Origin of the sequence: Roseobacter insulae, from assembly GCF_019375555.1 — a bacterium.
GTDB classification, from domain to species: domain Bacteria; phylum Pseudomonadota; class Alphaproteobacteria; order Rhodobacterales; family Rhodobacteraceae; genus Roseobacter; species Roseobacter insulae.
This window is the reverse complement of the sequence record NZ_JAHXDN010000005.1, coordinates 329,573-353,226: the sequence shown is the minus strand read 5'-3', so window position 1 is coordinate 353,226 and position 23,654 is coordinate 329,573. Positions and strand designations below refer to the sequence as shown.

The following is a 23,654-nucleotide window of genomic DNA, read 5'->3' as shown; positions in this document are numbered from 1 at the left end:
TTTATGACAGATGGCGGCGCTCTTCCTCGTGTCCGATGCGTCTTCCTTCGTGACAAGAGCGGCGCTCATCGCTGACGGCGGAAACTCGATCAACAAGTTCTGAGACCTCTCTCGCCAGCCTGGCGGTTTACGGGGCAGTGCCCATGCGCACCAACCCCGCAAATCCGCATTGCGGCCGGCAGTCTTCGCGGTCGGCCCATGAAGAGGCCTGCTTGCGCGAAATCATTATGCGATACCTGGCGAGGCACGACTCTGCTAGAAGTCGAGATTGCCCCGATGATCGCCTGAGCAGACAGGCTTGTCTAACATCGAGCGGCCTGGGCGTTCTCTACCCAGTGTTCGGTTTCGACAGCAAACACATGATCCAGGATTTCGGAATTGACGCGGTCGCGCATCGTGAAAGGGCCCAAGTGACCGGCGCCTGCCACGACTCGGCGCACCACGCGCGGGTTGAGCCTTTCAAGGCAGTCCGCAATAGCCATCGTGTGCGGATGGGTCTGCGCGCCGACCAGAACCGTGATCGGCTGATAGATGGTCGCGATGCGGCCCACGTTATCTTCGTGCAGCAGCGCCTCGAAATCCTTGATGACCTTTGGAATCCAGTCGATCAGGGCATCCTGACGCATTCGGCTTAGGGCAAGCCAGGCGCCGTATCCGCCCCAGAAATCCGTGAAGACTTCGGCGCTGAACGCGCGAAATCTTCTTCGATACTGGCTTGGAGGGAAGCAGCCAGCCTGACAATTTCCGCATGGAGCGTCCTGTCTGCTGCCGTTCCTGCCGACAGGAGGCTGAAAAGTGTCGGCTCGTATAGGCAAAGCGACTGCACGAGTTGCGGAACCGCACAGGCGACATGCAGCGCGACCGCGCCGCCATAGGAATGTCCGACGACATGACCCGGTTCGGCGACTTCTTCGATCAGCTCGATGACATGCGCGGCTTCGTGCTTGAGGCGAAAGGCTTTCGATGCGTCGACATGCCCACGGATTCTCGTTCCCAGAAAGTCGGGCGCGATTAGGGTGACCTTGCCCTTGAAAACCGAGCCCAGGCTGGATCATTGCAATCCGTCCGCGCCAGAGCAATGCAGCGCCACGACCGGCGAGAGCCTCTTGGCCTCGTTTGAAGCGCGCATGTGCGCGCTGTTTGCGTCAATTCATTCATCTCAAATGCCTTTCCGTGATCGCCGGGTGTTCTGGTGTCTTCGCGCCTAAGGCGCAACGCGCTGCGTCAGATCGGTTTCCCGGCGACGGCATGGAACGCGGGCACCGAGATCGCCTTGATAACTTCGGCCCGGATCCTGGCTGAGCAGCGCTGTTCCAAGCGCTGGCGTTCGTCCGACGTCAGTTGGTCGATCTCCCAGCGATAACCGGATCCCATCGCGATGGTCCACCAGTCCCGAGGTGTCGCAAGAGGCTGTCGGTCGGGTGCAGGGTGAACTTCCGGCGAGACATTTGTGGCGGAAGCGATCAGATCTTCGATCGCGTTCCTGCTCGTGAGGCGTTCCCAGGCGCGCAGTGGCTCGGGGATGTCCGGACGCAGAGTGCCGAGTTCCTCCGTAAAGATCGCGGCGCCAGGCTGGAAAGCGTCCTTGCCCCAGAATGTCATGACCAGTCGGCCGCCGGGCTGCAGGACGCGCCAGAGCTCCGTGATTTGCGCCTGAACGTCCTCGACGAAAAAGACCGAGAAGACCGAGATGACAGCGTCAAAGGTCTCTGACGGGAATCTCAGCGAAGTCATGTCCATCCGCTCGAAGCGAATGTTCGACAACCTTTGAGCTTTAGCTTTCATGCGGGCGCGCGTGAGCATTGCCTCCGCAATGTCGATCCCGATCACCGAGCCGGTCGGACCAACGGTCGAGGCAGCGGGCAGAGCCGATGCGCCGGTCCCGCAGCCGACATCTAGAACGCTCTCGCCCGGTCGCAAACTAGCATGGTGAACGGCCCGGCGCCCGTGTCGGTCCCAGAAACTGAGCGGGGCCAGGTCGAAGTGGTCGGCGGCGGACTCGTAGGTTGCGGCGACCCTTGAACGCCTGGGATTGCCGAGTAGTGTCATGAAGAAGATCCTTGTGGGATGGAGGCCCCGCCGGTATCAGGCGGGGCATTAAGTGTCAGCCTTCCGAACCGGTCGCCACAGGGTGATCGTCCGTCGAAGCCCAATCCGCCAACGACCGGTCGCAGATGCCGATGCGAGGCGCGGCGATCGCGCGCACAGGGCTGCAATCCCCCGCCCGCGCAGCTGTGTTTCTGCTTCAGCCCGTTGTCACTGGTAGATCGCCTGCCGATCCCCATTCCGCCCAGGAGCGGTGATAGACGCGCAGACGCGGTACATCGAGCAAGCGCAACGCGAGATAGCTGTGCGACGAGGCAAGCCCGTTCTGGCAATGCATGATGACGTCACTGTTCTGGGTAATGCCATACCCTTCGAAATGCGCAGCCAACGCATCTGCTGTTAGAAAGCGGCCATCCTCGTCGAGGTTCTGCGACCATGGCACATTGATCGCCCAGGGAATGTGTCCTTCGGCGAAGAGCCTGGGCGGACGCACGTCGATCAGAACCGCGCCGGGCTGATCCTTGTGGGCGAGCACATCCTGCGCGGTGGCGTGGCGGCGGGGCGTGAGCGTGACCTCGAAGCGAGCCGGTTTGCCCCCGCCCTGATCGCGCGTGACAGTACCTCCTGCGTTCAGCCAACCTGTCCATCCGCCGTTCAGAACCGAGACCTCGCGGTGGCCGAAATACTCCAGCAACCAGAACATCCGCGCGGCATGGAACCCGCCCCGGTCGTCGTAGAAAACGATACGCTGGTCCTGGGCGATGCCGAGCGCGCCTAGCATCGCCTCGATCTTCGGCACCGGCCGCAAGGCACCCGCCACCGCACCGAATTCGGCGGCGACAGCGTCGGCAGGCAGATGCCGCGCACCTGGGATATGTCCGGCGTCGAAATCTTTCTTGGGACGCAGGTCGATCACGGTGCTGCCGTACACAACCGCCCCCATAGCCTTCATCGTCATGTCCGACAGCAAGCTTTGTGGTTCTTTCAGGAATCGCGGATTCGGGTATCCGTCCGCCAGGGCAAGGCTGACACTGGGAATGCAGGTCGCCGAGACACCCAGCGCGAGCATCAGGATGGAACGGCGTGAGAGAGTGGTGGTCATCTGATCAATCCTTTCGTTCACGCTGGCATCTCGACGAGCCGCAGATAGGGGACCGGGGCCTCCCAGCCGCCCGGAAAGCGGGCGCGCGCCTCGGTGTCGGAGACCGACGAGGCGATCGCCACCTTGTCGCCCTGCTGCCAGTTGGCTGGTGTCGCCAGTTGCTGACGGGCGGTCAGCTGCAGGCTGTCAATGGCGCGCAGGATCTCGTTGAAATCACGCCCCGTCGTCATCGGATAGGACAGCGTCAGCTTGATCTGCTTATCCGGCCCGATCACAAAAAGCGTGCGCGCGGTCGCGTTGTCCATCGCGGTGCGCGCCACCGTTTCGTCTGCCTCCGCGGGCAGCATGTCATAAAGCTTTGCCACCTTCAGATCGACATCACCGATCAGTGGGTAATTGGGCGCATGTCCCGTGGCCGTTCGGATGTCATCGGACCAGCGGCTGTGGTCTTCGACCTTGTCGAGCGACAGCCCGATGATCTTGACACCGCGGCGTTCGAACTCGGGCTTCATGCGGGCCATGACGCCTGCTTCGGTCGTGCAGACGGGGGTAAAATCCTTTGGATGAGAAAAGAGAACGCACCAGGCATCGCCGATCCAATTGTGAAACCAGATCATGCCTTCTGTGGTGTGCGCGGTGAAATTGGGCGCGGTGCTGTTGATCGCCAATGGCATGTCAAATCCTATCGTTAAAGTTTCCGTACGTGCCGGGAACCCCGGCATAGGAAAGATTTACGCAGCGCCATGCGGGCGATCCTGAATGTCTTGTGAAAAAGTTCTGAAACCGTTCAGGCGGACATCAGTTCGCGCTGCAGGCGCCGGAAGCGCGCGCTCTGCCGGACCGGGCGGAAGCCTTCGTCGGCGTCGATGCTGAAAAAGCCGCGCCAGCCGCGCGACAGCAGAAAGTCGATCCGCTCCAGCGCCGAAGAGACATCGCCGAGCCGCGCAAAGCCGAGGGCGCGGTAATACTCCAGCGGGCTGTTTTGATGCGGCAGGCTGTCCAGCACGGCGCCAGCGCCCTGCGCGTCGCCAAGCTGGGCCAGCAGCGGGCCGAGACCGTAGAGGGCGCGCAGGGCCGTAGGGTCGATCTCCAGCTCCGAGCGGATCTTGCGCAGCGCCCGCTCTGCATGGATGCGGGCGCGAGCGGTGTCCTGACGCTCCAGATAGCGTGCGGCCAGAAGATCGCCGGTGGAGCCGGCGGGGTCGAGATCGGCGGCCCGCACCGCCAGAGCTGCGGCACTGCGATGGTTGCCCGCGGCCATGACGTGGATCGCCGCTTCCAAATGCAACTGTGCGTCGCCCCGCGCCAGCGATAGTGCCTTGGCGATCTCGCGCTGTCCGGCGGCTATCCGCCCCACTGCGATCTGTGCCGCACCGGTCGCCAAGTAGCCTTCAGCATGGTCAGGCGCGCGCCGGATCGCCGCCTCCGCCTCGATCAAGACACTGTCGATCAGACCGGCCCCCTCGGACCAGTAGATGTGACGCTTGAGCAGCGCCATGGCGTAAAGCGCCCGGGTTTCGCCATCGTCCGGCGCGAGCGCCACAGCCTGTGAGGCTAGGGCGGTGAAATCCCGCAACGCGCCCTCATAGGCGCGCCCAAGACAGCTTCGCGCCTCCAGACAGAGCGCATATGCTTCAATTGATGGAACTGATCCTTCGGCACGTGTCGTCGTGCCGGACGCTCCGGCCTCGCGCAGCAGCGGCGCGGCCATCCGGTAGCCGCCCCGCGGAATCGTTGCGATCAACTGCCTGTTGTCCAGCTTGCGTCGCAGCTCCGAAACCACCTGCGAGAGGCTTTCATCACTGACCGTGACGTCAAGCCAGACCCGGTCCAGAAGTGTGTCACGGCTGAAGGTCTCGCCCGGCGCTTCGGCGAAAACCTGCACCAGCCTGATGGCCCGGGGCGAGAGAACCACACTCCGGGTGCCGCGCTCTGCTCGCCGCGAAGGCACGTCAATCCGCCATCCGTCCAATACCAAAACCATACCACACCACCTGCGCCCAAGAATTTGTGCAACAGTCCTATGCCGATCGAATATCATATGAATAGGCCGTTGCGGTCAAATACACACAGTTGTGAGGGCATGATATCGGTGTGACGCAGCAGCTCGAGGCACCCCAACGCTCTCGGTACTGCCTATACAGCTTCAAAGTTTACATTATCGAAGCTGGTCGGAGCAGAGGATTGAATTCGAAACCAGCAGTTTTGACATCAACGAAAGCGTGGTTTGTGCCAGCCTTTCTAAACCAGCCAGCAATGACCGTTTCCGCGACATGGGCTGCAACGCAGCGAGAAGCCCTCCGTATTTGCAAAGCGATGCTGCGCCAGCGAAGGTCGAGAATCCTAGGTCGGTTTTGTCACGCTCTTGAGACCTCAGACAGGTTTAAAATCGCGCAGGTGCAGCGAATGGCGGCTATGCGGACTGCGATCGCAGCATCTTGAATAGTTGGCCAATGGCAGCAGTGGGCCGGGGAGAGATTGGAGGCGCTGGAAGCGATGTTTGGGTTGCGCTGCCTCGACAAGTGACGAGTAAGAACTCGTCCAGCTAAACTGCAACTTGAACGGACCGGTGTGACGCGCACTACCGATTTCGGTTGGTATTGCCGCTGGGACCGGCCATAGAGAGCAATGCTCTCTGCATCGTTGAAATCAGTCTTACAGCACGCAAGATACCTCCCACTGTGGTCGGCTCTGACCGCTGTGCGATGGCGCTCCTTTGACTCTCGTTCCGGTGGATTGGGTACAACGTTCAGAGCCGTCATGCGTTGGTTCCCTCCGGCCAGGGGCCGATTTGATCGCGAAGCCAAACGGGTTTTTCCCGATATGAAGCCCTTCACCCGCGCCAAACTCGGCCAAGATATGGGCTGGCATATGGGGAGAACGCTGTTCGAGATCTATCACGATGCTGAATTTCAGACCCAACACCACAAGTTCAGTGCCTCCGGTCCGGGTCTTGTTGCCCTGATAGAGGCTCAAAGGCTTGGCAAGGGAGCCATTGTTGTTTCTGGCCATTTCGGACAATGGGAAGCTGTTCGCGCCGTAATCAAAATGCATGGGCTCGAAAGCGGCGCGGTGTATCGACCGAACAAGAACCGCCACTACGAGCGTCGCATTCGTGCCGGGATCGAGGCAGGCGGGAAGCCTATTTTGGCGACCGGCCGCGTCGGAACAAGAGCCCTTGTGCGTCATTTACGGAATGGCGGCATTATTTCAATCTTGCTGGATGAAAAATATTCAGAAGGTGTCGCGATACCATTTCTTGGTCATGACGCGCTCACATCACTCTCGGCGGCTCAGCTCGCATTGAAATACGATCTGCCCATGATCCCTGCATTTGGCACTCGCATTGGTGATGGAAATACATTCCGCGTCGAGTTCGAAGCCCCAATCCCCCATACCAACAACATCGAAATGACGCGTGCTTTCAACGACAGTTTGTCTACGCGGATCATGGCGAACCCAGAACAGTGGTACTGGATGTTGAAACGCTGGGATGGTGCTTGAACGAGCGCAGTTCGCTAGCCGATCGTCCAAATCACAAGGGTCATTCGCACTCGACCAATGGCCAGTTTGGGGAAGCAGCACTGTAGCCCGCTGAACGACCACCAATGTCGGCAATGGGTCGCCCCTGCAGGCGGCCCAAAAATTTAGATTTCAATGGCTTCCGCGATAGCCAATGCGTCTTCAAGCTCGACGCCGAGATACCGGACCGTGCTATCCATCTTGGTGTGACCAAGCAGTAACTGCACGGCTCGTAGATTTCCCGTCTTTTTATAGATCTGCGTAACCTTGGTGCGACGCATTGAATGGGTGCCATAGGTCGTCGCTTCAAGGCCAATCGAAGTGACCCAGTCGCGCACAATCCGCGCGTACTGACGGGTAGAAATGTGCAGTCGTTCGTGAAAACGCCCTGGCCAAAGATATTCTGACCCGACCATCAATTCGTCTTCCATCCATTTCTCAACTGACGCTCTAGTCCCTTCCGATATCTCAAACCGTACAGGTTTCTGTGTCTTGCTCTGTAGCACCGACGCCCGTTCCTTGATTTGGCCGGATGCCATGACGTCAACGACCTTCATCTTCACGAGATCACACCCGCGAAGCTTGCTGTCGATTGCCATGTTAAACAACGCGAGGTCGCGATGGTTCTCGGCCAGTTCCAGTCGAACTCGGATCGCCCAAACGTGTTTGGGCTTCAGCGGTCGTTTCTGGCCAACGATGCGACCCTTGTTCCAAGCTGGGCGAAGTACGCGAATGGCTGGTAGGTTTGGTGTCTCCATGACTGATCCTCCGATCCGCCACGCCCTCCACAACGTCAACCCGACGTTAACAAGGCACCGTATCACGGTCTTACTGCGCTGCACCCTATGTCCGGATCGAACCCATCCTGCGAGTTCAAGTTTCTCGCGGCCTGCGTTCTTAGCGCGAAAAATGCGGCAAGCTTTTGATTATTGGTGCTGCCTTGCGGCGGACTCACACGCTCCAGACAAAACTGCCTTGTTTCCTTGCCGTATTTACTCAAACAGGGAACCTGCGCGGTCATGGCGCAAGAGCCGCTATGTTGAGACGGTATTCTCCAAATTGGCAGTTAGTTTACTTTAGTCGAGACTCTGCGTCGCCGAAGTCTTACGGTCGCCATCTGAAGCGATGTGATCGTGTGTCTATCAAAGCATGTTCATGGTTCGCTTAATCCCGCAGGGAGCCAAACCATCACAAACCTCATTCAGCTCGTTTATGTGTCACAGCCGTTTGGGTTCGATGAGCCGACACTCGCAGGAATTTTGCTCGATGCCAGACGCTGTAATAAGCGGGATGACGTGACCGGCGCGTTGGTTTGTCGACAGGACATCTATCTTCAACTACTGGAAGGTCCGGAAGCTGCAGTGCGCGCAGCTTACGCACGCATTCGTCAAGATGATCGGCATGCCGGGGTTAGAGAACTCCTGAATCGCAAGATACAAAGTCGATTGTTTGCAAATTGGGCGATGCTTCATGATCCTGCAAAGACTTGGATTTGGACGGAACAAGAAATCGCAGACGCGGCGCTTGATCGCGTGGAGCCAGCAGAAATCATAAAAGTATTCAACGACCTATCGGATCGATCCGGGAAACCGGCTGTGCATTAATGCAACCCCTTCTCGCATCGACACATATGCGAACCAGGATTTGTAAATGGTGGGCGGAATGATGGCGGTGCATTCAGTGCCCGATGCGTTTACCACGTGGGAATGTGATCGCATTGTTGCGGCAATCGCCAAAATGCCTACCGATGAAGCACTGCTTGTGGGTCGCAATCGGGATCACAATTTGCGTAATGCGGAACTCGTTTGGATGGACGATGTCGGAGACCTGAGCTGGGTGATGACCCGATTGATCGAGGTAGTTAGTCATTCTAACAACCAACAGTTTGATTTCGATGTGCGCGAATTTGCGGAGAGCCCGCAAATTGCCAGCTATGATGCGGCCAAAGGGGGCCATTTTGCCTGGCACTCTGACATTGGCAACGGTCCCGCTGCTGGCAAAAGAAAGCTCACACTTGTGCTTCAATTGAGCAATCCGGACACCTACGACGGAGGTGACTTGGAAATCATGCCAAGTGCTCACATCCTCCTGGCCAATCGGGCGCAGGGATCGGTGAGCGTGTTTCCGAGCTTTGCACTGCACCAAGTAACGCCGATCAAGCGAGGCATTCGGCGTTCATTGACCGTCTGGGCGCATGGCCCTCCGTTTCGCTGAAGGCGGCTCCAACCGGCCAAAGTGACAGAACCATCTGCGGTGTTGAGAGCATGGTCAGGTCAGCCAGCATTGCAATCAAGGTGCCAAGCGGTTACATACATAAAACAAAGTTGTGGTATTCTTCGGCAAAAGCGCATCGCTCTGCCAGAGCCAGCTGCAGTCACTATCATTAAAATTCGATTGTCAGATGCCGTAACAGGGATCTGCAGTTTGGGACGGTTGTTGATCACAACCGTAACGCCCACGTGTCAGCACCGTTCGCTTTGGTCGCAGGAGCTCCCGCGATGTGCGGCCGGGCATGGACAACGCACTGTCGATCTAACGACTTCGACACGGCTCTGACAAAATGTCTTGTCAGCGCAACAAAACGTGAGGCGGCACTTTCTCCGTCAAAGGAACCAACATGACTTTTCCTGACTGGACGAAACCCGGCATGTACGGTGCTTTGGGCGGCGCGATTGCGGTTTCCATCATCGGCTTCACATGGGGTGGCTGGACAACAAGCAGCAGCGCCGAAACCATGGCACAGAACATGGCAAATGAAGAAGTGACTTTGGCGATGGTTCCGGTGTGCCTTAACATGTCAGCGGCTGATCCAACACGCGCAGAGAAACTTGCAAACCTCCAGGAACTCTCTGGCTTTGGCCGTCGTAATGCGATGATGGAAACCGGTTGGGCGACCCACCCTGGTTCAGATACGCCAGACCGTGACCTTGCAGACGCTTGCCTCGCGGGGCTTGAGTTGGATGGATCATAAATCAAAAGCATCGCCACAATTGGCTCAAGCAGTTTGCGGGACACCTATGTCGGCGGACGCCCGAATTCTTTGGGTCGTTTTCATGGGGCCCATTTTAGCATTGTTTCTTTTTGCAATGCCCGCCTTTGCCCAAACCATGCCGGAAAATGCCAGCGCAAGGAGCTACGGTGAAGGTTGGCAATGCAACGTCGGGTATCGGCTTGCCGGCGGTATTTGCGCAACCGTTGTGACACCGGAAAATGCATTTGAAACGAACCGCACCTATGGTTCCGGGTGGGAGTGCCATCATGGCTATCGCAAGGTTGATCAAACCGATTGCGTTGCCGTGGTTGTCCCCGATGGTGGGTTTCTCGACCCTTCTGGCGAACGCTGGCACTGCCTGCGCGGATTTTTGAAAGTGGATGATACTTGCCAAGAGATCGTCGTGCCGGAAAACGCCTATCTGGTGGACGCGACCTATGGCTCCGGGTGGAAGTGTAACCGTGGATTTGAGAAGGTGGATGACCTTTGCACTGCCATTGCGGTGCCTATCAACGGCTATTTGAACACGGCGGGATATGGTCGACCTTGGACATGTGAACGTGGTTTCTTTGCAAAGGACGATCGCTGCGAGGCGGTAGTTATCCCAGAGTTTGCGTATTTTGACGATGCAGCCTACGGCGAGGGTTGGAAGTGCCAGAGGGGATATGAAGTCTCCAATTCTGGCTGTGATGTCATCGATATACCTGCAAACGCCCATCTCGACAGGTCGGGAAATCGTTGGGAATGCAACCAGAATTTCCAGAAGTCCAAGGGGCTTTGCGTTCTCAAGAACTAGGCCCACCACATAATGTCTCGACCTCCAGAGTCTCTGGCGAAGGCTTGCTGCCCTCAAAAGGAAAAAATATGAAATCCGAACTTCAAACGGCGAACACCATTCGTCATCCAGTGAGAAGAGCGCAAGCTCCGCCCTTGACCAGTGACACACCAACACAACCATCTTCGCTCACTCAAATCCCAACAGCGGTTGTCTACTGCGAAGGCAACTTCGCTCAGATTGACGGCAAGACGGCCAACGGCCTTGTACGTCACTCAGAGGCCTACAGGATTGTATCGGTCATCGACAGCACCCATAGCGGCGAGAACGCCGGGCGGGTTCTTGATGACGTGATCAACGATATACCAATCCTCGAGAGCCTGAACATCGCTATCGCCCGCGAATCCTCCGTACCTGATACTTTCATCTACGGCATGGCCCCCTCAACGGGGCGGCTTTCGACTGTCGATCGTGGCGTCGTGCTTGATGCGATCGCGCGCGGTATGAACATTGTCAGTGGTCTGCATGAATATCTGAGCGATGATACCGAAATCGCGCGAGCGGCTTCAAACGAACAGGTCACCATCCGAGACATACGCAAACCCAAACCCAGCAAAGACATGCGCTTGTTCGATGGCAGTGTCTCGAACGTCCATGCGCTACGCATCGCTGTTCTGGGGACCGACTGCGCCATAGGAAAACGGACCACTGCGACGGTCTTGGCACGCGCCCTCAACACAAAGGGCATCAAGACTGTACTGGTTGGCACGGGTCAGACGGGCCTGATGCAAGGCGCAAAATATGGCGTGGCCATGGATGCCGTCCCGCCCCAATTCTGCTGCGGCGAACTTGAGGGTGCGATTGTCGCGGCCTCAGTGGCGGAGCAACCCGATGTCATTTTGATCGAGGGCCAGGGTGCGCTCAGCCATCCGGCGTTCTGTACATCGGCCTTCATTCTGCGTGGCAGCCAACCGGACGCCGTCATACTTCAGCACGCACCGAAACGCGCCCATCGCTGCGATTTTCCCAATATGCCAATGCCCACCCCAGCAAGCGAGATTGCTTTGATCGAGGCCTTTTCTGACACCAAGGTCATCGGCATCACGCTCAACCACGAGGGGATGTCGGAAGCCGAGATCACCAACACGATTGTTGCACAATCCGACAAACTTGGCCTGCCTGTGACAGACGCGCTGAGCCGACCAGCCGCACACTTGCTGGCCATGATTGTTGCTGCCTATCCCGGCCTGCAGCAAGGAACGCCCAAGGCCGCGATGTGAGCTGCCCTCGGATAGAAGTTGATCTGCGCAAATTGCGCCACAACACACGAACCGTTGTCGAGCGATTAAAAGGGCGTGGTATTCGCGTGACTGCGGTGACCAAAGCGGTGTGTGGGCATCCAGCCATTGCACAGGCCATGCTTGACGGGGGCGCCGAGGGCTTGGCTGAGGCGCGTTTGAGCAATGTGAAGCGGTTGCGCCAGGCTGGCATGACTTGTCCGATCACCTTGATCAGAACACCAATGTTGAGCCAGGTCGATGACATCATGCAAGTCTGTGAGGCGAGCTACAACACGGAGATATCTGTGATCGCAGCATTGGCGGCTGCTGCACTCCGACAAAACAAGGTTCACGGCGTCATCTTGATGGCCGAAATGGGTGACCTGCGCGAAGGGATCATGCCGCAAGACATTGGATATATAGGACAGCAAGTCGTGGACATGCCCGGTGTGGCGCTGAAAGGCATCGGTGCCAACTTCGCCTGTCTGAGCGGCATGGCCCCTAGCGCGACAAAAATGCAGGCCCTGACTTCGCTTGCCAATAAAGTCGAGGGGCAGTGTGGCCCATTCCTTGAGACGGTATCTGGCGGCAACTCTGCCAACCTGACTTGGGTGTTCGGCTCGCGCGCGACCGGCCGGATTAACGATCTGCGCATTGGCGAAGCCATACTGCTTGGCGTCGATCCGATCACCCAGGAGCAGATTGGTGGTTTGTTTCGAGACACCTTCTCGCTTGTCGCCGAAGTGATCGAAACCGACGCCAAGACAATGAGCCCAAGTATAAGCACCGTACATCACGCACCGGCAATAGTTCGGCTCGTTCCTGCCACCTCAGAAACGACAAGGATCATTCTTGCCCTCGGAAACCAAGACGTGGATGTGGAGGGGCTCTCCATGCCTGCAGGCAGTACACTTATCGGCGCGACAAGCGATCATCTCGTCATTGGCACGACAGAGCAGAAGCTCCGCGTTGGATCGGAAATGCGGTTTCAGATGAACTATAGCGCATTGATGCGCGCCATGGCCGCGCCTGACATTCAAACGAGTCTACACAATGACCGGCCTGGGTCACAGGCAAACGATGCCCATGGCCCAAAGAAACACCTGGCATTGGTTTGACCGACAGCGCTGGGACCCAACAAAGAGAAACCAAAGAGGAAATTATCTTTTGGCAAAACCAACAAAAACAAGCGTGTTCAAGGCTCAATCTCCCAATGCCGAAACACCGTTGGACAAGACAACCCGCGTCGTTCGAAAGATGGTCGAAGAAGAGGCAGAGCAGCGACAAGCCAAGAACGACCGTCTCCGCAAGGCCCGCCTCGAGCGAGAAGCCAACACTCCGACAAAGCCGTCGCGCTAGGGCATAGGACGGGTTCAACCAAGGCGGCCGCATCGCGACAACCCACGTTTCGTCCACGTCTTTCAATCCGCAGGAACGACCGCACACACCTGAAGGAATTTCCCATGACGGACGCCGACAAGAGCACAATATAAATTCACTATATCTGTCAGACATATGTGGAACAGAAGCCCGGGCGTGACGGGCAAGCGAGCCTGAAGATTGGCAAGCAATTTCAGTATTCCACGGCAGCAGAAGCTCAGAATAGAGCGGAACGGGAAGCCCAGTCCGAGGATTGCGCCGATGCCGATGCCTATATGATTAGTGAAGACCCAAACAGCGGCGAAGTCGGATCACCGAGCTTCCTTGTCAGGCTCGGGAATGTCCCGGAAACTGATGATTTCTAGAACTACGCTTCTGGAAAAGTGTGTTCTGAAAGGCGTCCCACCACCATGGGCCGTGCTGCTCCCGCTGCTCAGACGCAGTTCTGCTAAGAGCCCAATCCGGTTTACATGCGTCTTTGCGCCAGACGGTGTCGAGTGTATCGTCGAGGCGTGGAGGGAGCGATAGATGGTCGACACGCGTGATTTCGAGAAGATGGAGCGCGATGGATGGGGCACACCATCAATTGCAAGGAACTATGCCGATGGTTTCGACATGGCCACTCGACTTGTCGCCCGAAAGCTGGCGGATGCTATAAACGCAGGACCGAATACTGAGGTTCTCGATGTATGCACTGGCCACGGTGTGGTTGCAGCAGAGCTCGTCGAGAGAGGTGCGACGGTAACCGGGCTGGATTTCTCGGAAGCCATGATCTCGCTCGCCCGCGATGCTGTTCGCGGGGCGCGGTTCCTTCAAGGCAACGCCATGGACATAGGTTTTCCCGACGCTAGCTTCGGCGCCGTGACAATCGGCTTCGGGGTGCCCCATTTTCCCGACCCTGTCCGCGGCCTGAAAGAGGCAGCCAGAGTTCTGAAACCGGGTGGAGCAATCGCGTTCTCTATTTGGCACGGCAAAGGCTCGGACGGTTCATTCGGCTGGCTATTCGATGCTGTCGGTCGGCTCGCCGATCCGTCGATTACGCTGCCGGAAGGGCCGGATGCGCATGTGCTGGCTGACATCTCTGTCGCGAGGCCATTGGTTGAGGACGCGGGCTTTGCCAACGTCACGCTCATTGAGGTTGCCTCTGAACTGACTGTTCCCAGCCCCGACGCGCTTTTCGATGTCTTTGACGCTGGTGCAGTGCGCGCCGCGTCGCTGCTCCGTCGACAACCCGCTGCGACACGGACTGCCATCCGGAAAGATCTGGCGAAGCGGACTCAAGCAGCAGGGACCATGGGGGCACCGGGTTTTCTTGTTCCAGCTCCGTCTGTCGTCGTATCGGCTGTTCGTTCCTGACGAAGGTCTGCTTGAGTGATCGTTGAGCGATTCAGGTGAACGACAAGTTTGTCCGCTTTTGGTGAGTTCATTTATCAATAAATTCGGCATTGCAGCGAATGGCAGGAAAGAGGGCTGCGACCGCAGAAACTGAACGACACGTCCAAAGTCGGTTGTGGGCCGTATGTTAACGGTTTTGCGTAAGTCGTTTGTCCCAACCGCGCGTCCTTTTGGACACCCCTGCGTCACTATGATTTGTTGCTCTAAGTTGCCTGCTCAAAACGTATTTGTGTTCATAGGCAACACGATCGTCAGTCAGAAAGAAGGACACAGCTCTATCCATCTAAACAACGAGCACTACTAGCTTTAGACGATCAAGGCGACGACAACTCTTGCTATCAACGCAATATCATACTTTCATGCACATGCTAAGTGGCGTCAGGAACGTTCAAGACAAAGATATGGATGCTCAGACCGTTGGTGCCGTAACTAGACAACTGGATTCAGTGATTTTGTGTCCCTAGATTTGAAACAAACAGATATCTTCCCCTTTCACTTTGGGCCTTCTTTCTCGAAGCTAGACCTACTGCTTTTAGTGGTTTTTGCGGTTGTTGGTTATGCCGGTTTCTCCCGCTTCCCATCTTACTCGGTAGCTTTGAAACAAGCAGGTGAACTGAGTGCATGGTGGATTCTGGCCATGTTCACGTGCTTAGTACTTTTGGTGTTTCGAAAAATACGTGGGTGCTACTTAAATCATGGCTCTGCATTCTTGGCTTCGATCCTAATTTCCGCGGCCTTTTCGGTCTTCGGTTTTTTGCTATTGTCCGTTACGGGCCTTATGCAGGGGGCTACATTTGTGGCTAAGTCCGTGGCATCTTTGGGCAGCTTGGCTACTCTTATGCTTACAGTTCAAACTTGGTTTGCATGCAAACCAGACGTGGCACCTCTGAGGAACCAACTTCTCAAACTCAAATCAACAATTGAGGTCGTCCTACAAAAACCCGAACCAAAAGAAGAGGACTTTGATCAGGTGAGTTCCATTTGTCATGAAGTCACCCGTCTTTTGAAGGAACTTGAGACGGAACCAGAACGCATAAAGAAGGCGGTCGATGTTGCGGGTAAGACCTCAACTATTTCGCAAATTGTTTGCGCAATGGAAGCTCCAGGAACTGCGCCTGTTGCCCGTTTGAGAGAAGTTTTCGAGGGGCGTACCATTGCCTAAATTCGATCTCTATTTTCTGGTTACTAGCAGGGAAGAAGCGTCATCGACTTTCCTAGCAACAGTTGAAGACGCCAACGATCGTGTTGCCGAGCTGTTCGAGACTGAAGATGTCAAGGTATACGTAGAACCTCGGCCAATCGAACAGCTTCTGCAGACCAAAATGAAATGGGTCCTGGGCTTCATCCATGAAAAGCGCGTTCTCTTTGAAGGCGAAAATGCAAGAACACGGGATTTTATGAATGCCATTAACGCAAGCAAAAAAGCATTAAAGGAAAGTGAGTTTGCATCCGATTGTGGAGTGTTGTTCGCAGTACTTGCAGAGCAGACGACACTCAAAGCGCAAGGTGCGGTCCTTGCGATGATCGAGGCGTCACTTAGTGGAGACGAGGAAAAAAAGGTAAGGCCTCAAGTCGCCGCCGATCAGACCGAGCTCGAATGGATGCTGAAAACATATCGATTGGAACTCTCCATCAGTGAACGTCTGACCAATTTGGGCATTTTTCAACGATGAGCGCAAAGGACGTAAAGTTTGACACGACCGCCCGTGACAAGTTGCTCAAGGGTGTCAACATCCTGGCTAACGCTGTGAAGGTCACGCTAGGCCCAAAAGGCCGCAACGTCGTGCTGGACAAGAGCTTCGGCGCACCGCGCATCACCAAGGATGGTGTTTCCGTTGCCAAGGAAATCGAACTGGAAGACAAGTTCGAGAACATGGGTGCGCAGATGGTGAAGGAAGTCGCTTCTCGCACCAATGATGAAGCCGGCGACGGCACGACGACCGCGACGGTTCTGGCCCAGGCCATCGTCAAGGAAGGCATGAAGTCGGTTGCTGCGGGCATGAACCCCATGGACCTCAAGCGCGGCATCGACATGGCGACGACCGCCGTGGTGGAAGCCATCAAAGCGGCCTCCCGCGAGGTGAAGGATTCCGATGAGGTATCCCAAGTTGGCACCATATCCGCCAACGGCGAAGCCGAAATCGGCCAGCAAATCGCAGACGCGATGCAGAAGGTTGGCAATGACGGCGTGATCACCGTGGAAGAGAACAAGGGCCTAGAGACCGAGACGGACGTTGTTGAAGGCATGCAGTTCGACCGCGGTTACCTCAGCCCTTATTTCGTGACGAACCCGGACAAGATGACGACAGAGCTCGAAGACTGCATGGTCCTGCTGCACGAGAAGAAGCTTTCCTCGCTGCAGCCAATGGTTCCGCTCCTTGAATCGGTGATACAAAGTCAGAAGCCACTTTTAGTTATCGCCGAAGACATTGACGGAGAAGCACTGGCCACTCTGGTTGTTAACAAGTTACGAGGCGGCCTGAAGATCGCAGCGGTCAAGGCACCGGGCTTCGGTGACCGTCGTAAGGCCATGCTGCAGGACATCGCGATCCTGACAGGTGGTCAGGTGATCTCCGAAGAGCTGGGCATGAAGCTTGAGAGAGTAACGAAGGAAATGCTCGGTGAAGCCAAGCGCGTTCATATTACAAAGGATGACACGACGATAATCGATGGAATGGGCGACAGAATCGCGATTACGGAGCGTGTTTCTCAGCTGCGTCGTCAGATCAAAGGCGAAAAGGTTACTAGAACTTCTTCTATTCCACCTACAGAGGAAGTGATGGTTGAGATACTAGACCAGTCAAAACTGGTAGTAACTGAAGAGTTCCAAAAACGATTTGGACTGGATACCAAGGAAAGATACGAATACTTTTTGCAACTTCTTAATTTTGTAAATCATTCAAGGGTGCAAATAATTCCTAGTGGTTTCTTTGTCAAAGGAAAGACTTACGGATTTGAGCGAGATGAATTGATTGAAATACAGAATTTCCTTTCTGGCTTTCGCCTGCAGCAAATCGATTACTTAGAAAAGGAAGCCGAGAAGCGGACTATCACCCGTAAAACGGAACAGTACGTTGGGGGTACAAAATCTGACTACGACCGCGAAAAGCTGCAAGAACGTGTTGCCAAGCTGGCCGGCGGTGTTGCCGTGATCCGCGTCGGTGGCATGACAGAAGCGGAAGTGAAAGAGCGTAAGGACCGCGTTGATGACGCGCTGAACGCGACGCGCGCCGCCGTTCAGGAAGGCATAGTTGTGGGCGGTGGTGTTGCGTTGGTTCAGGCGGCCAAAACCCTCGACGGGTTGAAAGGTGCCAACAGCGACCAGAACAACGGTATCGCAATCGTCCGCAAAGCGCTGGAGGCGCCTCTGCGTCAGATCGCTGAGAATGCCGGTGTCGACGGGTCCGTTGTGGCGGGCAAAGTCCGCGAGAGCGACGATGCATCCTTTGGCTTCAACGCACAGACCGAGGAGTATGGTGACATGTTCGCTTACGGTGTCATCGACCCTGCCAAGGTTGTTCGTACAGCTCTGGAAGATGCAGCCTCCATCGCGGGTCTCTTGATCACCACAGAAGCAATGGTTGCCGACAAGCCTGCCAGGGAAGGCGCTGGCGGACCTAGCGGCGCCATGCCCGACATGGGCGGAATGGGTGGCATGATGTAAACAGCTCAGGGGTTCATTGTAGTTTTGCAAGCGTTCACCGTCGAAAAAATGTTTCCGCTATCGTCTACCATTCGTTTTGAAACTGCTTCGGCTGGCGCAAACCAACTGACCCGCTCCACTGGAAAGTCCAGCATTCAGAGTTATAGGCCCACTGTCGCTCTTCCACTAGGAGAGTATGCACATGCGTAGGTTCTTAGAACGAAGTTGCCCGGTATCAGACCCACATCACGCGCACCTTCTTGCACGATCTTTGGTAGCATTTCGCAAGTCCGCTATGCCCTGTGAGTTGGGCCGCTTGTTGCTCCGGGTTTTGAGTAGACATTCGCGCTCATTTCAACACAGGTCAATTTGGTCTGATACTGTTGAAAAACTCCAATTTTTACGTAAACGGGTGAAAAACTTGCCCATAGAAAGCCTCCCCAAATACTCGTCGAGGGGGTCGGCCTAAGACCAGCTTTGGCGATGTCCGAGCCTCTCAGAGGCTCCACTGGGCACTCGGTTTCAATTTGGCCACCGCAACGGATTCTGGCAGAAAAATGCAGCCGTCGGATTTTCGAGTTTTTCAACAAAATCGGCTCATAGGTGTCGTTCGCGGCACCCTCTATGCAATGTCCGCTTTGGCGGGCCGCATTGCAGCGATCAAGTTGTCGGGCAAACGGCAGCTATGGGCCGATTCTCACAGACGCGATCCGACCTCGGGCACAGAATGCTGCGGTCGCTCCGATGGCGGCAACGAGCCCATGTTGACCGATGCTGCACGACGCACGATCGGCTGCTTTCAGGAAAAAACCAAGTCTGCCCGATGCGCGAATGCCTCAACCAAATGATCCACGAACGCGGTCAGCTTCTTCGGCGCGAAGCGTTTGGATGGATAGACGGCATAGAGACCGCGAGATTGAATCGCGGTCTCGGGAAAGAGGACAATCAGCTTCCCGGCGTTGATCAGGGGCAGTGCTACGTTGCTGCCAACCTGGGTGATGCCCATGCCAAGTGCAGCGGCACGGCCCGCGCTTGCCGGGTCATTCATGATCGCGGTTGGTGCAATCTCAACCCTTTGCGTCTCGCCAGGTTTCGAGCCTGTGAACTCCCACGCAAACACCCGTTGCGAGGGGTTCGACCGCATTCCAATCAGACGGTGACCGTTCAGGTCCTCTATGGACTGCGGCGTCCCGTGGCGGTCGAGGTAATCGGGGGACCCACAGACCAGCGGCGTCACTGGAACGAGAAGGCGGGCGATGTAATCGCTGTCGGGAAGGATGCCGCCCCGGATCGCGAGATCGAACTCTTCGGCCACGAGATCCACAAACCCATTAGAGAGCGACAATTCGATCTCAAGTTCCGGGTGTTCGGCTTGGAACGACGCGATGAGCGGTAGGATTTCATCGCGACCGAATGCGGTTGTCGACGTGATCCGTAACCGACCCCGAAAGGCTTCGCGTTCCTGCTGGATTTCTGTCGCGGCTGTTTCCAGTGCCTCAACCGCTGGCGCACAGCGTTGCAGGAACCGTTGGCCTTCAGGTGTCAGCTTCACTTGCCGTGTGGTGCGCGTAAAGAGCCGCGTCTGAAGCTGCTCTTCCAACGATTTGATGTTCTGGCTGACGGCACCCGGGCTGACACGCAGTGCTTTGGCAGCCGCGGAAAAGCTCTCGCGGCGAGCAGCTTGGATGAAGGTCTCGATAAGGCGCAGGTCGATCATCGCCTATTACTCAGCCGGACTAACAAGTGATGTCAATACTAGCCGTATTCTAAATCGCTGGCTGACCCCGCATCTTGCTCTCACCAACCAGGAGACGACGATGCAACTTGCAGCCAAACCTCTGAAGATCCCAGCACGGTTCGCGGCAGTTCTGTTCGCTTTCATCATGTCAGCCACTCTCGGTGGCGTCATGTCCGCGATCATCACAGCGGTGAACACCGGGTTCTCGGATGGATATCTGACCCGTTGGCTGCACGCCTATGCCCTCGCGTTCTCCCTCGCCTTCCCAAGCGTGACCTTCATCGCACCGGTCGTCCGGCGCTTTTTGGATCGCCACACAATCTGAACTGGAGAAAAACCATGAATGCCCAAAACAACATCACCCCCGACAGCTTTGCCCTTGGTGGCGATCTGATCGTAAACCGCTTGGGCTATGGTGCCATGCGCCTGACCGACCAGCCCGCGAACTTTGGTCCCTATCCCGATTGGGAACAGGGCAAACGTCTTCTGCGTCTGGCCGCCGAACTCGGCGTCAACTTTTTCGACACAGCGCGCGCCTACGGCCCGCAATGGAACGAAAAGCTGCTCGGTGAAGCCCTCGAAGGACTACCGAACATCGTCTTTGCGACGAAGGGAGGGATCGACAAACTGTCACCCATCGAGATGGTCAAGGACGCAAGCCCCGAGGTGCTGACCGCGCAAATCGATGATGCGCTGAAAAACTTGCGGGTCGAGCAGATCGGTCTGTTTCAACTTCATTGGGTCGATCCCAAGACGCCGATTGAGGTCTCTATCGAGGCGCTCGCAAAGGCGCGGGAGGCTGGGAAGATCGCGCATATCGGTGTGTCGAACGTCTCCGTTGAACAGCTTCGCTCAGCGCAATCGGTCGCTCCCATCGCGTCGGTGCAGAACCGCTACAACATCCTCGAACGCGATCAGGACGACATGATCGACCTCACCGCGCGAGAAGGCATCGCCTTCATCCCCTATGGCCCGCTCGGTGCTCACCCCATGCGGAAAGGATCGCCTCTCGCAGCGCAGGCTGGGTCGGGACAGCGTACGGGCGCGCAGACCGCACTAAGGGCGCTTCTGGATCGCTCGCCAAATACGGTCGTCATCCCCGGAACGACCTCCATCCAACACCTTGAAGAAAACATGCAGGCGTAAGCCCTGTCAGATCGGAGACATAGACATGAGACTTCCTATCCTCACATTGGCGGCTGCCGGGTTCGCGGTGGTTACGACAGAGTTCGTGATCATCGGCGTCCTACCACAGCTCGCCGCCGATCTTGGCGTCAGCATCGCTCAGGCCGGACTTCTGGCAACCATCTTCGCTTTTACGGTGGCCATCGCCGCGCCATTCCTGACGGCCCTCGTGGCCAAAGTTGAACGCAAGAAACTGTTCGCGGGACTGCTGGCGATGATCGCTGTGTCCAACGTGTTGACTGCATTTGCCCCGACCTTTGAAACGCTCGCCGCTGCACGGATCATCGGCGCACTGGCCTTACCTGTCTTCTGGGCGGTTGGCACGGCGGCCGCCGCTGGGCTCGGTGGCCCTGAAGGCGGTGGCAAATCAGTGGCCATCCTCTACGCCAGTATCTCGGCAGGTACGGTCATCGGTATCCCGCTCGGCACGCTCCTGGCTGACCTGATGGGCTGGCGCGTCATGTTCGGCGCGATCGGTGCGCTAGCGGCGGTGATGTCGCTCGCATTGCTGGCCTTCTTCCCCACGACGAAGCCTGAAGCCGCGCCGTCGCTGCTGACCCAAGCGTCGATCCTGAAACGCGGGTCGTTCCTTGCGCATCTTGTGCTGACGGCCTTTGCCTTCACCTCGATGTTCGTCGCCTACACCTACCTGGCCGACATTCTTCAGACGCTGGCCAACGTGCCATCCGCACAAGTGGCCTGGGTTCTGATGGGCTTTGGCATCGTTGGTTTGTTCGGCAACTGGCTCGCCGGGCAATACGTGGACCGGAACCCAATGGGCGTGACCGTTGTTTCCCTTGCCGCTCTCTCTGCCGCTTCGTTTGCGACGGTCGCAATGACGGGCCAAGGCATCCTATTCTTGATCCCCTTGGCGATTTGGGGTGCGGCACAGTCGGCCGGCTTCATTGCCAATCAGCTTCGCGTCATGAAGCAGGCCCCGGAAGCGCAGGAGTTCGCCTCAGCTCTTAGTGTGACCATCGCACAGGTTGGGATCGGTCTCGGCGCGCTCATCGGTGGTCGGGTGATCGACACCGCTGGTCTTCCAGCCCTCGGCCCCGCCAACGCGATGATCGGCATCGCCGGCTTGGTGGTCGCGGCATTTATCGCATTGACGATGCGGAGCCGACCATCGGTCGCGGTACCAGCCGAGTAAACGCCCCAAACCGAAACGCGGCTGCCTTTTGGTGGCCGCGTTTCATTTGTGAAAGCTGACCTTCTGGAGCTTGCAGCGAAAGACTGGATTGTCCGCAATTTACCAGTTCGCCGGTGGCTCGAATTTGCAGTTGCAGCGAATGACCGCAAAGCGGGCTGCAAATGCAGCAATCGAACTCAGCGCTCAAGGTCTCCTATGGGCCGGTCCTCGGCGAGGCCTGGAAATACAACGGTGTACCTGCTGAGAGTGCTCCAAGGGCGGAAGAGAGCCCACCTCGACCGATGCTGCGCCGTGCATGAACTGCCGCTTCGGGCTGATACTGTTGAAAAACTCCAATTTTTACGTAAACGGGTGAGAAACTTGCCCATAGAAAGCCTCCCCAAATACTCGTCGAGGGGGTCGGCCTAAGACCAGCTTTGGCGATGTCCGAGCCTCTCAGAGGCTCCACTGGGCACTCGGTTTCAATTTGGCCACCGCAACGGATTCTGGCAGAAAAATGCAGCCGTCGGATTTTCGAGTTTTTCAACAAAATCGGCTATAAGCGCGAAGCATGACGAACTCGATTGCGGGAGGAGACTAGTACATCACTCAGTACTCACCGACGCTTCGAACCATGCGAATGTGGTGTCGGCCCATCCGCTTGGCACTGCGTGACCGCCCTCATGTAGCATCAAAGTAACAGAGCCATCCTCGCAAGTCGTCCAGCGTTTGATCCAACGATCTTCACCAACGTCATGATCATCCGCGCGCGAGCCGCATGCGTTCACAGCACGCCACAAGCGCAGGCCGGTAAACACATCCCCCTGCTGACGTGTGCCATCCCGCACCGGGCGTCCCTCGAGCGGGACAACCGGGTCGGTGAACCCGTGCGTGTGGAACAGATGTACCGGCCCGTTACAGGTTTGCGGCTCCGGTATCCAAAAGGCACCGGCAATCGGAGCATACGCATCAGCCGCCTCGGGCACCTGACAAGCGATGTCCCATATCATCGAGCCGCCGCGGGAGAAGCCGGTAAGCAGAACGGGCAGCGTGTTCAGATCCAGCCGCATGCGAGCATCTGCGATAACATCCAGAATGAATGCAACGTCGTCCCGAGGCATCTGCCGGCCGTCGCGCACGGCCCAATTCGGGGCTCCTTCACCAAAAGGTGGTAGGCCTTGGGGAATTGCAACGGCGGCTTGATTGGCCAAGAACGTCGCCACCACGCTGCTTTGCGTCGCGATCCGCTCAGCATTCGCGCCGCTGCCACCAAGAAACAGGACCAATGCTGTGGGCGGTCCTGCATCGGGCGTGCGCATCCAATAGATGCCTTCGTCCGTCTGACACGGGCCATCTAGACCGGGGCAAGCCACTGCACTTCCGAGTGACACAAAAAGCGGCAACGGAGCCAAGAGAAGAGTGCTTCCGAGACTCTTGAAGAGGGATGACACAGCTACCATCAGG

General features: G+C 56.9%; 23 protein-coding genes and 2 pseudogenes. 16 read left to right on the top strand and 9 right to left on the bottom strand.

Annotated elements, in window-relative coordinates:
- Nucleotides 1-302: 302 nt before the first annotated feature.
- From KX928_RS18860 to KX928_RS18835, 6 genes are all read right to left on the bottom strand, one after another.
- Nucleotides 303-626, bottom strand: coding sequence for an alpha/beta fold hydrolase (locus tag KX928_RS18860; protein ID WP_219505782.1), 324 nt, complete (start codon nucleotides 624-626; stop codon nucleotides 303-305).
- 5 nt (nucleotides 627-631) lie between these two features.
- A complete protein-coding gene (locus KX928_RS24340; protein WP_373274812.1) occupies nucleotides 632-985 on the bottom strand; it encodes an alpha/beta fold hydrolase in 354 nt (117 codons plus the stop codon).
- A 239-nt stretch (nucleotides 986-1,224) separates the two neighbouring features.
- Complete coding sequence (locus KX928_RS18850) at nucleotides 1,225-2,049, bottom strand: class I SAM-dependent methyltransferase (RefSeq protein ID WP_219505780.1); 825 nt, start codon at nucleotides 2,047-2,049, stop codon at nucleotides 1,225-1,227.
- Between the two features lie 196 nt (nucleotides 2,050-2,245).
- Nucleotides 2,246-3,148: a sulfurtransferase gene (locus KX928_RS18845; protein WP_219505778.1), complete on the bottom strand. Its 903-nt coding sequence runs from the start codon at nucleotides 3,146-3,148 to the stop codon at nucleotides 2,246-2,248.
- A gap of 17 nt (nucleotides 3,149-3,165) precedes the next feature.
- Nucleotides 3,166-3,822 carry a peroxiredoxin gene (locus tag KX928_RS18840; RefSeq protein ID WP_219505777.1) on the bottom strand — a complete coding sequence of 219 codons (657 nt, stop codon included), beginning with the start codon at nucleotides 3,820-3,822 and terminating at the stop codon, nucleotides 3,166-3,168.
- Nucleotides 3,823-3,935: 113 nt separating this feature from the next.
- Nucleotides 3,936-5,132, bottom strand: a complete 1,197-nt coding sequence (locus KX928_RS18835) for a winged helix-turn-helix domain-containing protein (protein WP_219505776.1) — start codon at nucleotides 5,130-5,132, stop codon at nucleotides 3,936-3,938.
- 644 nt (nucleotides 5,133-5,776) lie between these two features.
- On the opposite strand from KX928_RS18835, the gene KX928_RS18830 reads away from it, so the two are divergent.
- Nucleotides 5,777-6,652 carry a lysophospholipid acyltransferase family protein gene (locus KX928_RS18830; protein ID WP_219505775.1) on the top strand — a complete coding sequence of 292 codons (876 nt, stop codon included), beginning with the start codon at nucleotides 5,777-5,779 and terminating at the stop codon, nucleotides 6,650-6,652.
- A 143-nt stretch (nucleotides 6,653-6,795) separates the two neighbouring features.
- Here the strand turns inward: KX928_RS18830 and KX928_RS18825 are convergent, their stop codons facing one another.
- Nucleotides 6,796-7,428: a tyrosine-type recombinase/integrase gene (locus tag KX928_RS18825; RefSeq protein ID WP_219505774.1), complete on the bottom strand. Its 633-nt coding sequence runs from the start codon at nucleotides 7,426-7,428 to the stop codon at nucleotides 6,796-6,798.
- A 369-nt stretch (nucleotides 7,429-7,797) separates the two neighbouring features.
- Here KX928_RS18825 and KX928_RS18820 point away from each other — a divergent pair, with 369 nt between their 5' ends.
- The 12 genes and pseudogenes from KX928_RS18820 to KX928_RS24360 all read left to right on the top strand — a co-directional run.
- Nucleotides 7,798-8,274, top strand: a complete 477-nt coding sequence (locus tag KX928_RS18820) for a BLUF domain-containing protein (RefSeq protein ID WP_308342384.1) — start codon at nucleotides 7,798-7,800, stop codon at nucleotides 8,272-8,274.
- A 58-nt stretch (nucleotides 8,275-8,332) separates the two neighbouring features.
- Nucleotides 8,333-8,884, top strand: a complete 552-nt coding sequence (locus KX928_RS18815) for a 2OG-Fe(II) oxygenase (protein ID WP_219506007.1) — start codon at nucleotides 8,333-8,335, stop codon at nucleotides 8,882-8,884.
- Nucleotides 8,885-9,287: 403 nt separating this feature from the next.
- The gene (locus KX928_RS18810) at nucleotides 9,288-9,641 is read left to right on the top strand and encodes a hypothetical protein (RefSeq protein ID WP_219505773.1); all 354 of its coding nucleotides are present in this window, start codon (nucleotides 9,288-9,290) and stop codon (nucleotides 9,639-9,641) included.
- Entirely contained in the window at nucleotides 9,631-10,458 is an 828-nt protein-coding gene (locus KX928_RS18805; RefSeq protein WP_257883939.1) for a hypothetical protein, read from the top strand. The genes KX928_RS18810 and KX928_RS18805 overlap by 11 nt, the downstream gene beginning before the upstream one ends.
- Nucleotides 10,407-11,717, top strand: a complete 1,311-nt coding sequence (locus KX928_RS18800) for an N-acetyltransferase DgcN family protein (protein WP_257883938.1) — start codon at nucleotides 10,407-10,409, stop codon at nucleotides 11,715-11,717. The genes KX928_RS18805 and KX928_RS18800 overlap by 52 nt, the downstream gene beginning before the upstream one ends.
- Complete coding sequence (locus tag KX928_RS18795; protein WP_219505772.1) at nucleotides 11,714-12,835, top strand: alanine/ornithine racemase family PLP-dependent enzyme; 1,122 nt, start codon at nucleotides 11,714-11,716, stop codon at nucleotides 12,833-12,835. The genes KX928_RS18800 and KX928_RS18795 overlap by 4 nt, the downstream gene beginning before the upstream one ends.
- Before the next feature lie 49 nt (nucleotides 12,836-12,884).
- A complete protein-coding gene (locus tag KX928_RS18790) occupies nucleotides 12,885-13,076 on the top strand; it encodes a hypothetical protein (RefSeq protein ID WP_219505771.1) in 192 nt (63 codons plus the stop codon).
- Between the two features lie 549 nt (nucleotides 13,077-13,625).
- A complete protein-coding gene (locus KX928_RS18785) occupies nucleotides 13,626-14,453 on the top strand; it encodes a methyltransferase domain-containing protein (RefSeq protein WP_257883937.1) in 828 nt (275 codons plus the stop codon).
- 493 nt (nucleotides 14,454-14,946) lie between these two features.
- Nucleotides 14,947-15,654 (top strand): hypothetical protein, encoded by a 708-nt coding sequence (locus KX928_RS18780; RefSeq protein ID WP_219505769.1) that lies wholly within the window; start codon nucleotides 14,947-14,949, stop codon nucleotides 15,652-15,654.
- Nucleotides 15,647-16,165 carry a hypothetical protein gene (locus tag KX928_RS18775; protein WP_219505767.1) on the top strand — a complete coding sequence of 173 codons (519 nt, stop codon included), beginning with the start codon at nucleotides 15,647-15,649 and terminating at the stop codon, nucleotides 16,163-16,165. The genes KX928_RS18780 and KX928_RS18775 overlap by 8 nt, the downstream gene beginning before the upstream one ends.
- Nucleotides 16,162-17,223: pseudogene (gene groEL / locus KX928_RS24365) on the top strand (chaperonin GroEL); the annotation flags it as partial. The gene KX928_RS18775 and the pseudogene groEL, both read left to right, overlap by 4 nt.
- Nucleotides 17,224-17,574: 351 nt before the next feature.
- Nucleotides 17,575-18,156: pseudogene (locus KX928_RS24360) on the top strand (TCP-1/cpn60 chaperonin family protein); the annotation flags it as partial.
- A gap of 778 nt (nucleotides 18,157-18,934) precedes the next feature.
- On the opposite strand, the gene KX928_RS18760 reads toward KX928_RS24360, so the two are convergent.
- The gene (locus tag KX928_RS18760) at nucleotides 18,935-19,852 is read right to left on the bottom strand and encodes a LysR family transcriptional regulator (RefSeq protein ID WP_219505765.1); all 918 of its coding nucleotides are present in this window, start codon (nucleotides 19,850-19,852) and stop codon (nucleotides 18,935-18,937) included.
- Nucleotides 19,853-19,952: 100 nt separating this feature from the next.
- Here KX928_RS18760 and KX928_RS18755 point away from each other — a divergent pair, with 100 nt between their 5' ends.
- Genes KX928_RS18755 through KX928_RS18745 form a run of 3 tightly spaced genes read left to right on the top strand, consistent with a single transcriptional unit; the run spans nucleotide 19,953 to nucleotide 22,211 of the window.
- Nucleotides 19,953-20,198: a DUF2798 domain-containing protein gene (locus KX928_RS18755; RefSeq protein ID WP_219505763.1), complete on the top strand. Its 246-nt coding sequence runs from the start codon at nucleotides 19,953-19,955 to the stop codon at nucleotides 20,196-20,198.
- 14 nt (nucleotides 20,199-20,212) lie between these two features.
- The gene (locus tag KX928_RS18750) at nucleotides 20,213-21,019 is read left to right on the top strand and encodes an aldo/keto reductase (RefSeq protein WP_219505762.1); all 807 of its coding nucleotides are present in this window, start codon (nucleotides 20,213-20,215) and stop codon (nucleotides 21,017-21,019) included.
- A 25-nt stretch (nucleotides 21,020-21,044) separates the two neighbouring features.
- Entirely contained in the window at nucleotides 21,045-22,211 is a 1,167-nt protein-coding gene (locus tag KX928_RS18745; RefSeq protein ID WP_219505760.1) for an MFS transporter, read from the top strand.
- A 584-nt stretch (nucleotides 22,212-22,795) separates the two neighbouring features.
- Here KX928_RS18745 and KX928_RS18740 read toward each other — a convergent pair.
- Nucleotides 22,796-23,509, bottom strand: coding sequence for a CE1 family esterase (locus KX928_RS18740; RefSeq protein WP_219505758.1), 714 nt, complete (start codon nucleotides 23,507-23,509; stop codon nucleotides 22,796-22,798).
- Nucleotides 23,510-23,654 lie beyond the last annotated feature (145 nt).

Coding starts and splice junctions, on each gene's coding strand:
- KX928_RS18860 (WP_219505782.1), bottom strand. CDS start 626: ATGCGTCAGGATGCCCTGATCGACTGGATTCCAAAGGTCATCAAGGAT.
- KX928_RS18850 (WP_219505780.1), bottom strand. CDS start 2,049: ATGACACTACTCGGCAATCCCAGGCGTTCAAGGGTCGCCGCAACCTAC.
- KX928_RS18845 (WP_219505778.1), bottom strand. CDS start 3,148: ATGACCACCACTCTCTCACGCCGTTCCATCCTGATGCTCGCGCTGGGT.
- KX928_RS18840 (WP_219505777.1), bottom strand. CDS start 3,822: ATGCCATTGGCGATCAACAGCACCGCGCCCAATTTCACCGCGCACACC.
- KX928_RS18835 (WP_219505776.1), bottom strand. CDS start 5,132: ATGGTTTTGGTATTGGACGGATGGCGGATTGACGTGCCTTCGCGGCGA.
- KX928_RS18830 (WP_219505775.1), top strand. CDS start 5,777: ATGCTCTCTGCATCGTTGAAATCAGTCTTACAGCACGCAAGATACCTC.
- KX928_RS18825 (WP_219505774.1), bottom strand. CDS start 7,428: ATGGAGACACCAAACCTACCAGCCATTCGCGTACTTCGCCCAGCTTGG.
- KX928_RS18815 (WP_219506007.1), top strand. CDS start 8,333: ATGATGGCGGTGCATTCAGTGCCCGATGCGTTTACCACGTGGGAATGT.
- KX928_RS18810 (WP_219505773.1), top strand. CDS start 9,288: ATGACTTTTCCTGACTGGACGAAACCCGGCATGTACGGTGCTTTGGGC.
- KX928_RS18805 (WP_257883939.1), top strand. CDS start 9,631: ATGGATCATAAATCAAAAGCATCGCCACAATTGGCTCAAGCAGTTTGC.
- KX928_RS18800 (WP_257883938.1), top strand. CDS start 10,407: ATGCAACCAGAATTTCCAGAAGTCCAAGGGGCTTTGCGTTCTCAAGAA.
- KX928_RS18785 (WP_257883937.1), top strand. CDS start 13,626: ATGGTCGACACGCGTGATTTCGAGAAGATGGAGCGCGATGGATGGGGC.
- KX928_RS18760 (WP_219505765.1), bottom strand. CDS start 19,852: ATGATCGACCTGCGCCTTATCGAGACCTTCATCCAAGCTGCTCGCCGC.
- KX928_RS18755 (WP_219505763.1), top strand. CDS start 19,953: ATGCAACTTGCAGCCAAACCTCTGAAGATCCCAGCACGGTTCGCGGCA.
- KX928_RS18750 (WP_219505762.1), top strand. CDS start 20,213: ATGAATGCCCAAAACAACATCACCCCCGACAGCTTTGCCCTTGGTGGC.
- KX928_RS18745 (WP_219505760.1), top strand. CDS start 21,045: ATGAGACTTCCTATCCTCACATTGGCGGCTGCCGGGTTCGCGGTGGTT.
- KX928_RS18740 (WP_219505758.1), bottom strand. CDS start 23,509: ATGCGCACGCCCGATGCAGGACCGCCCACAGCATTGGTCCTGTTTCTT.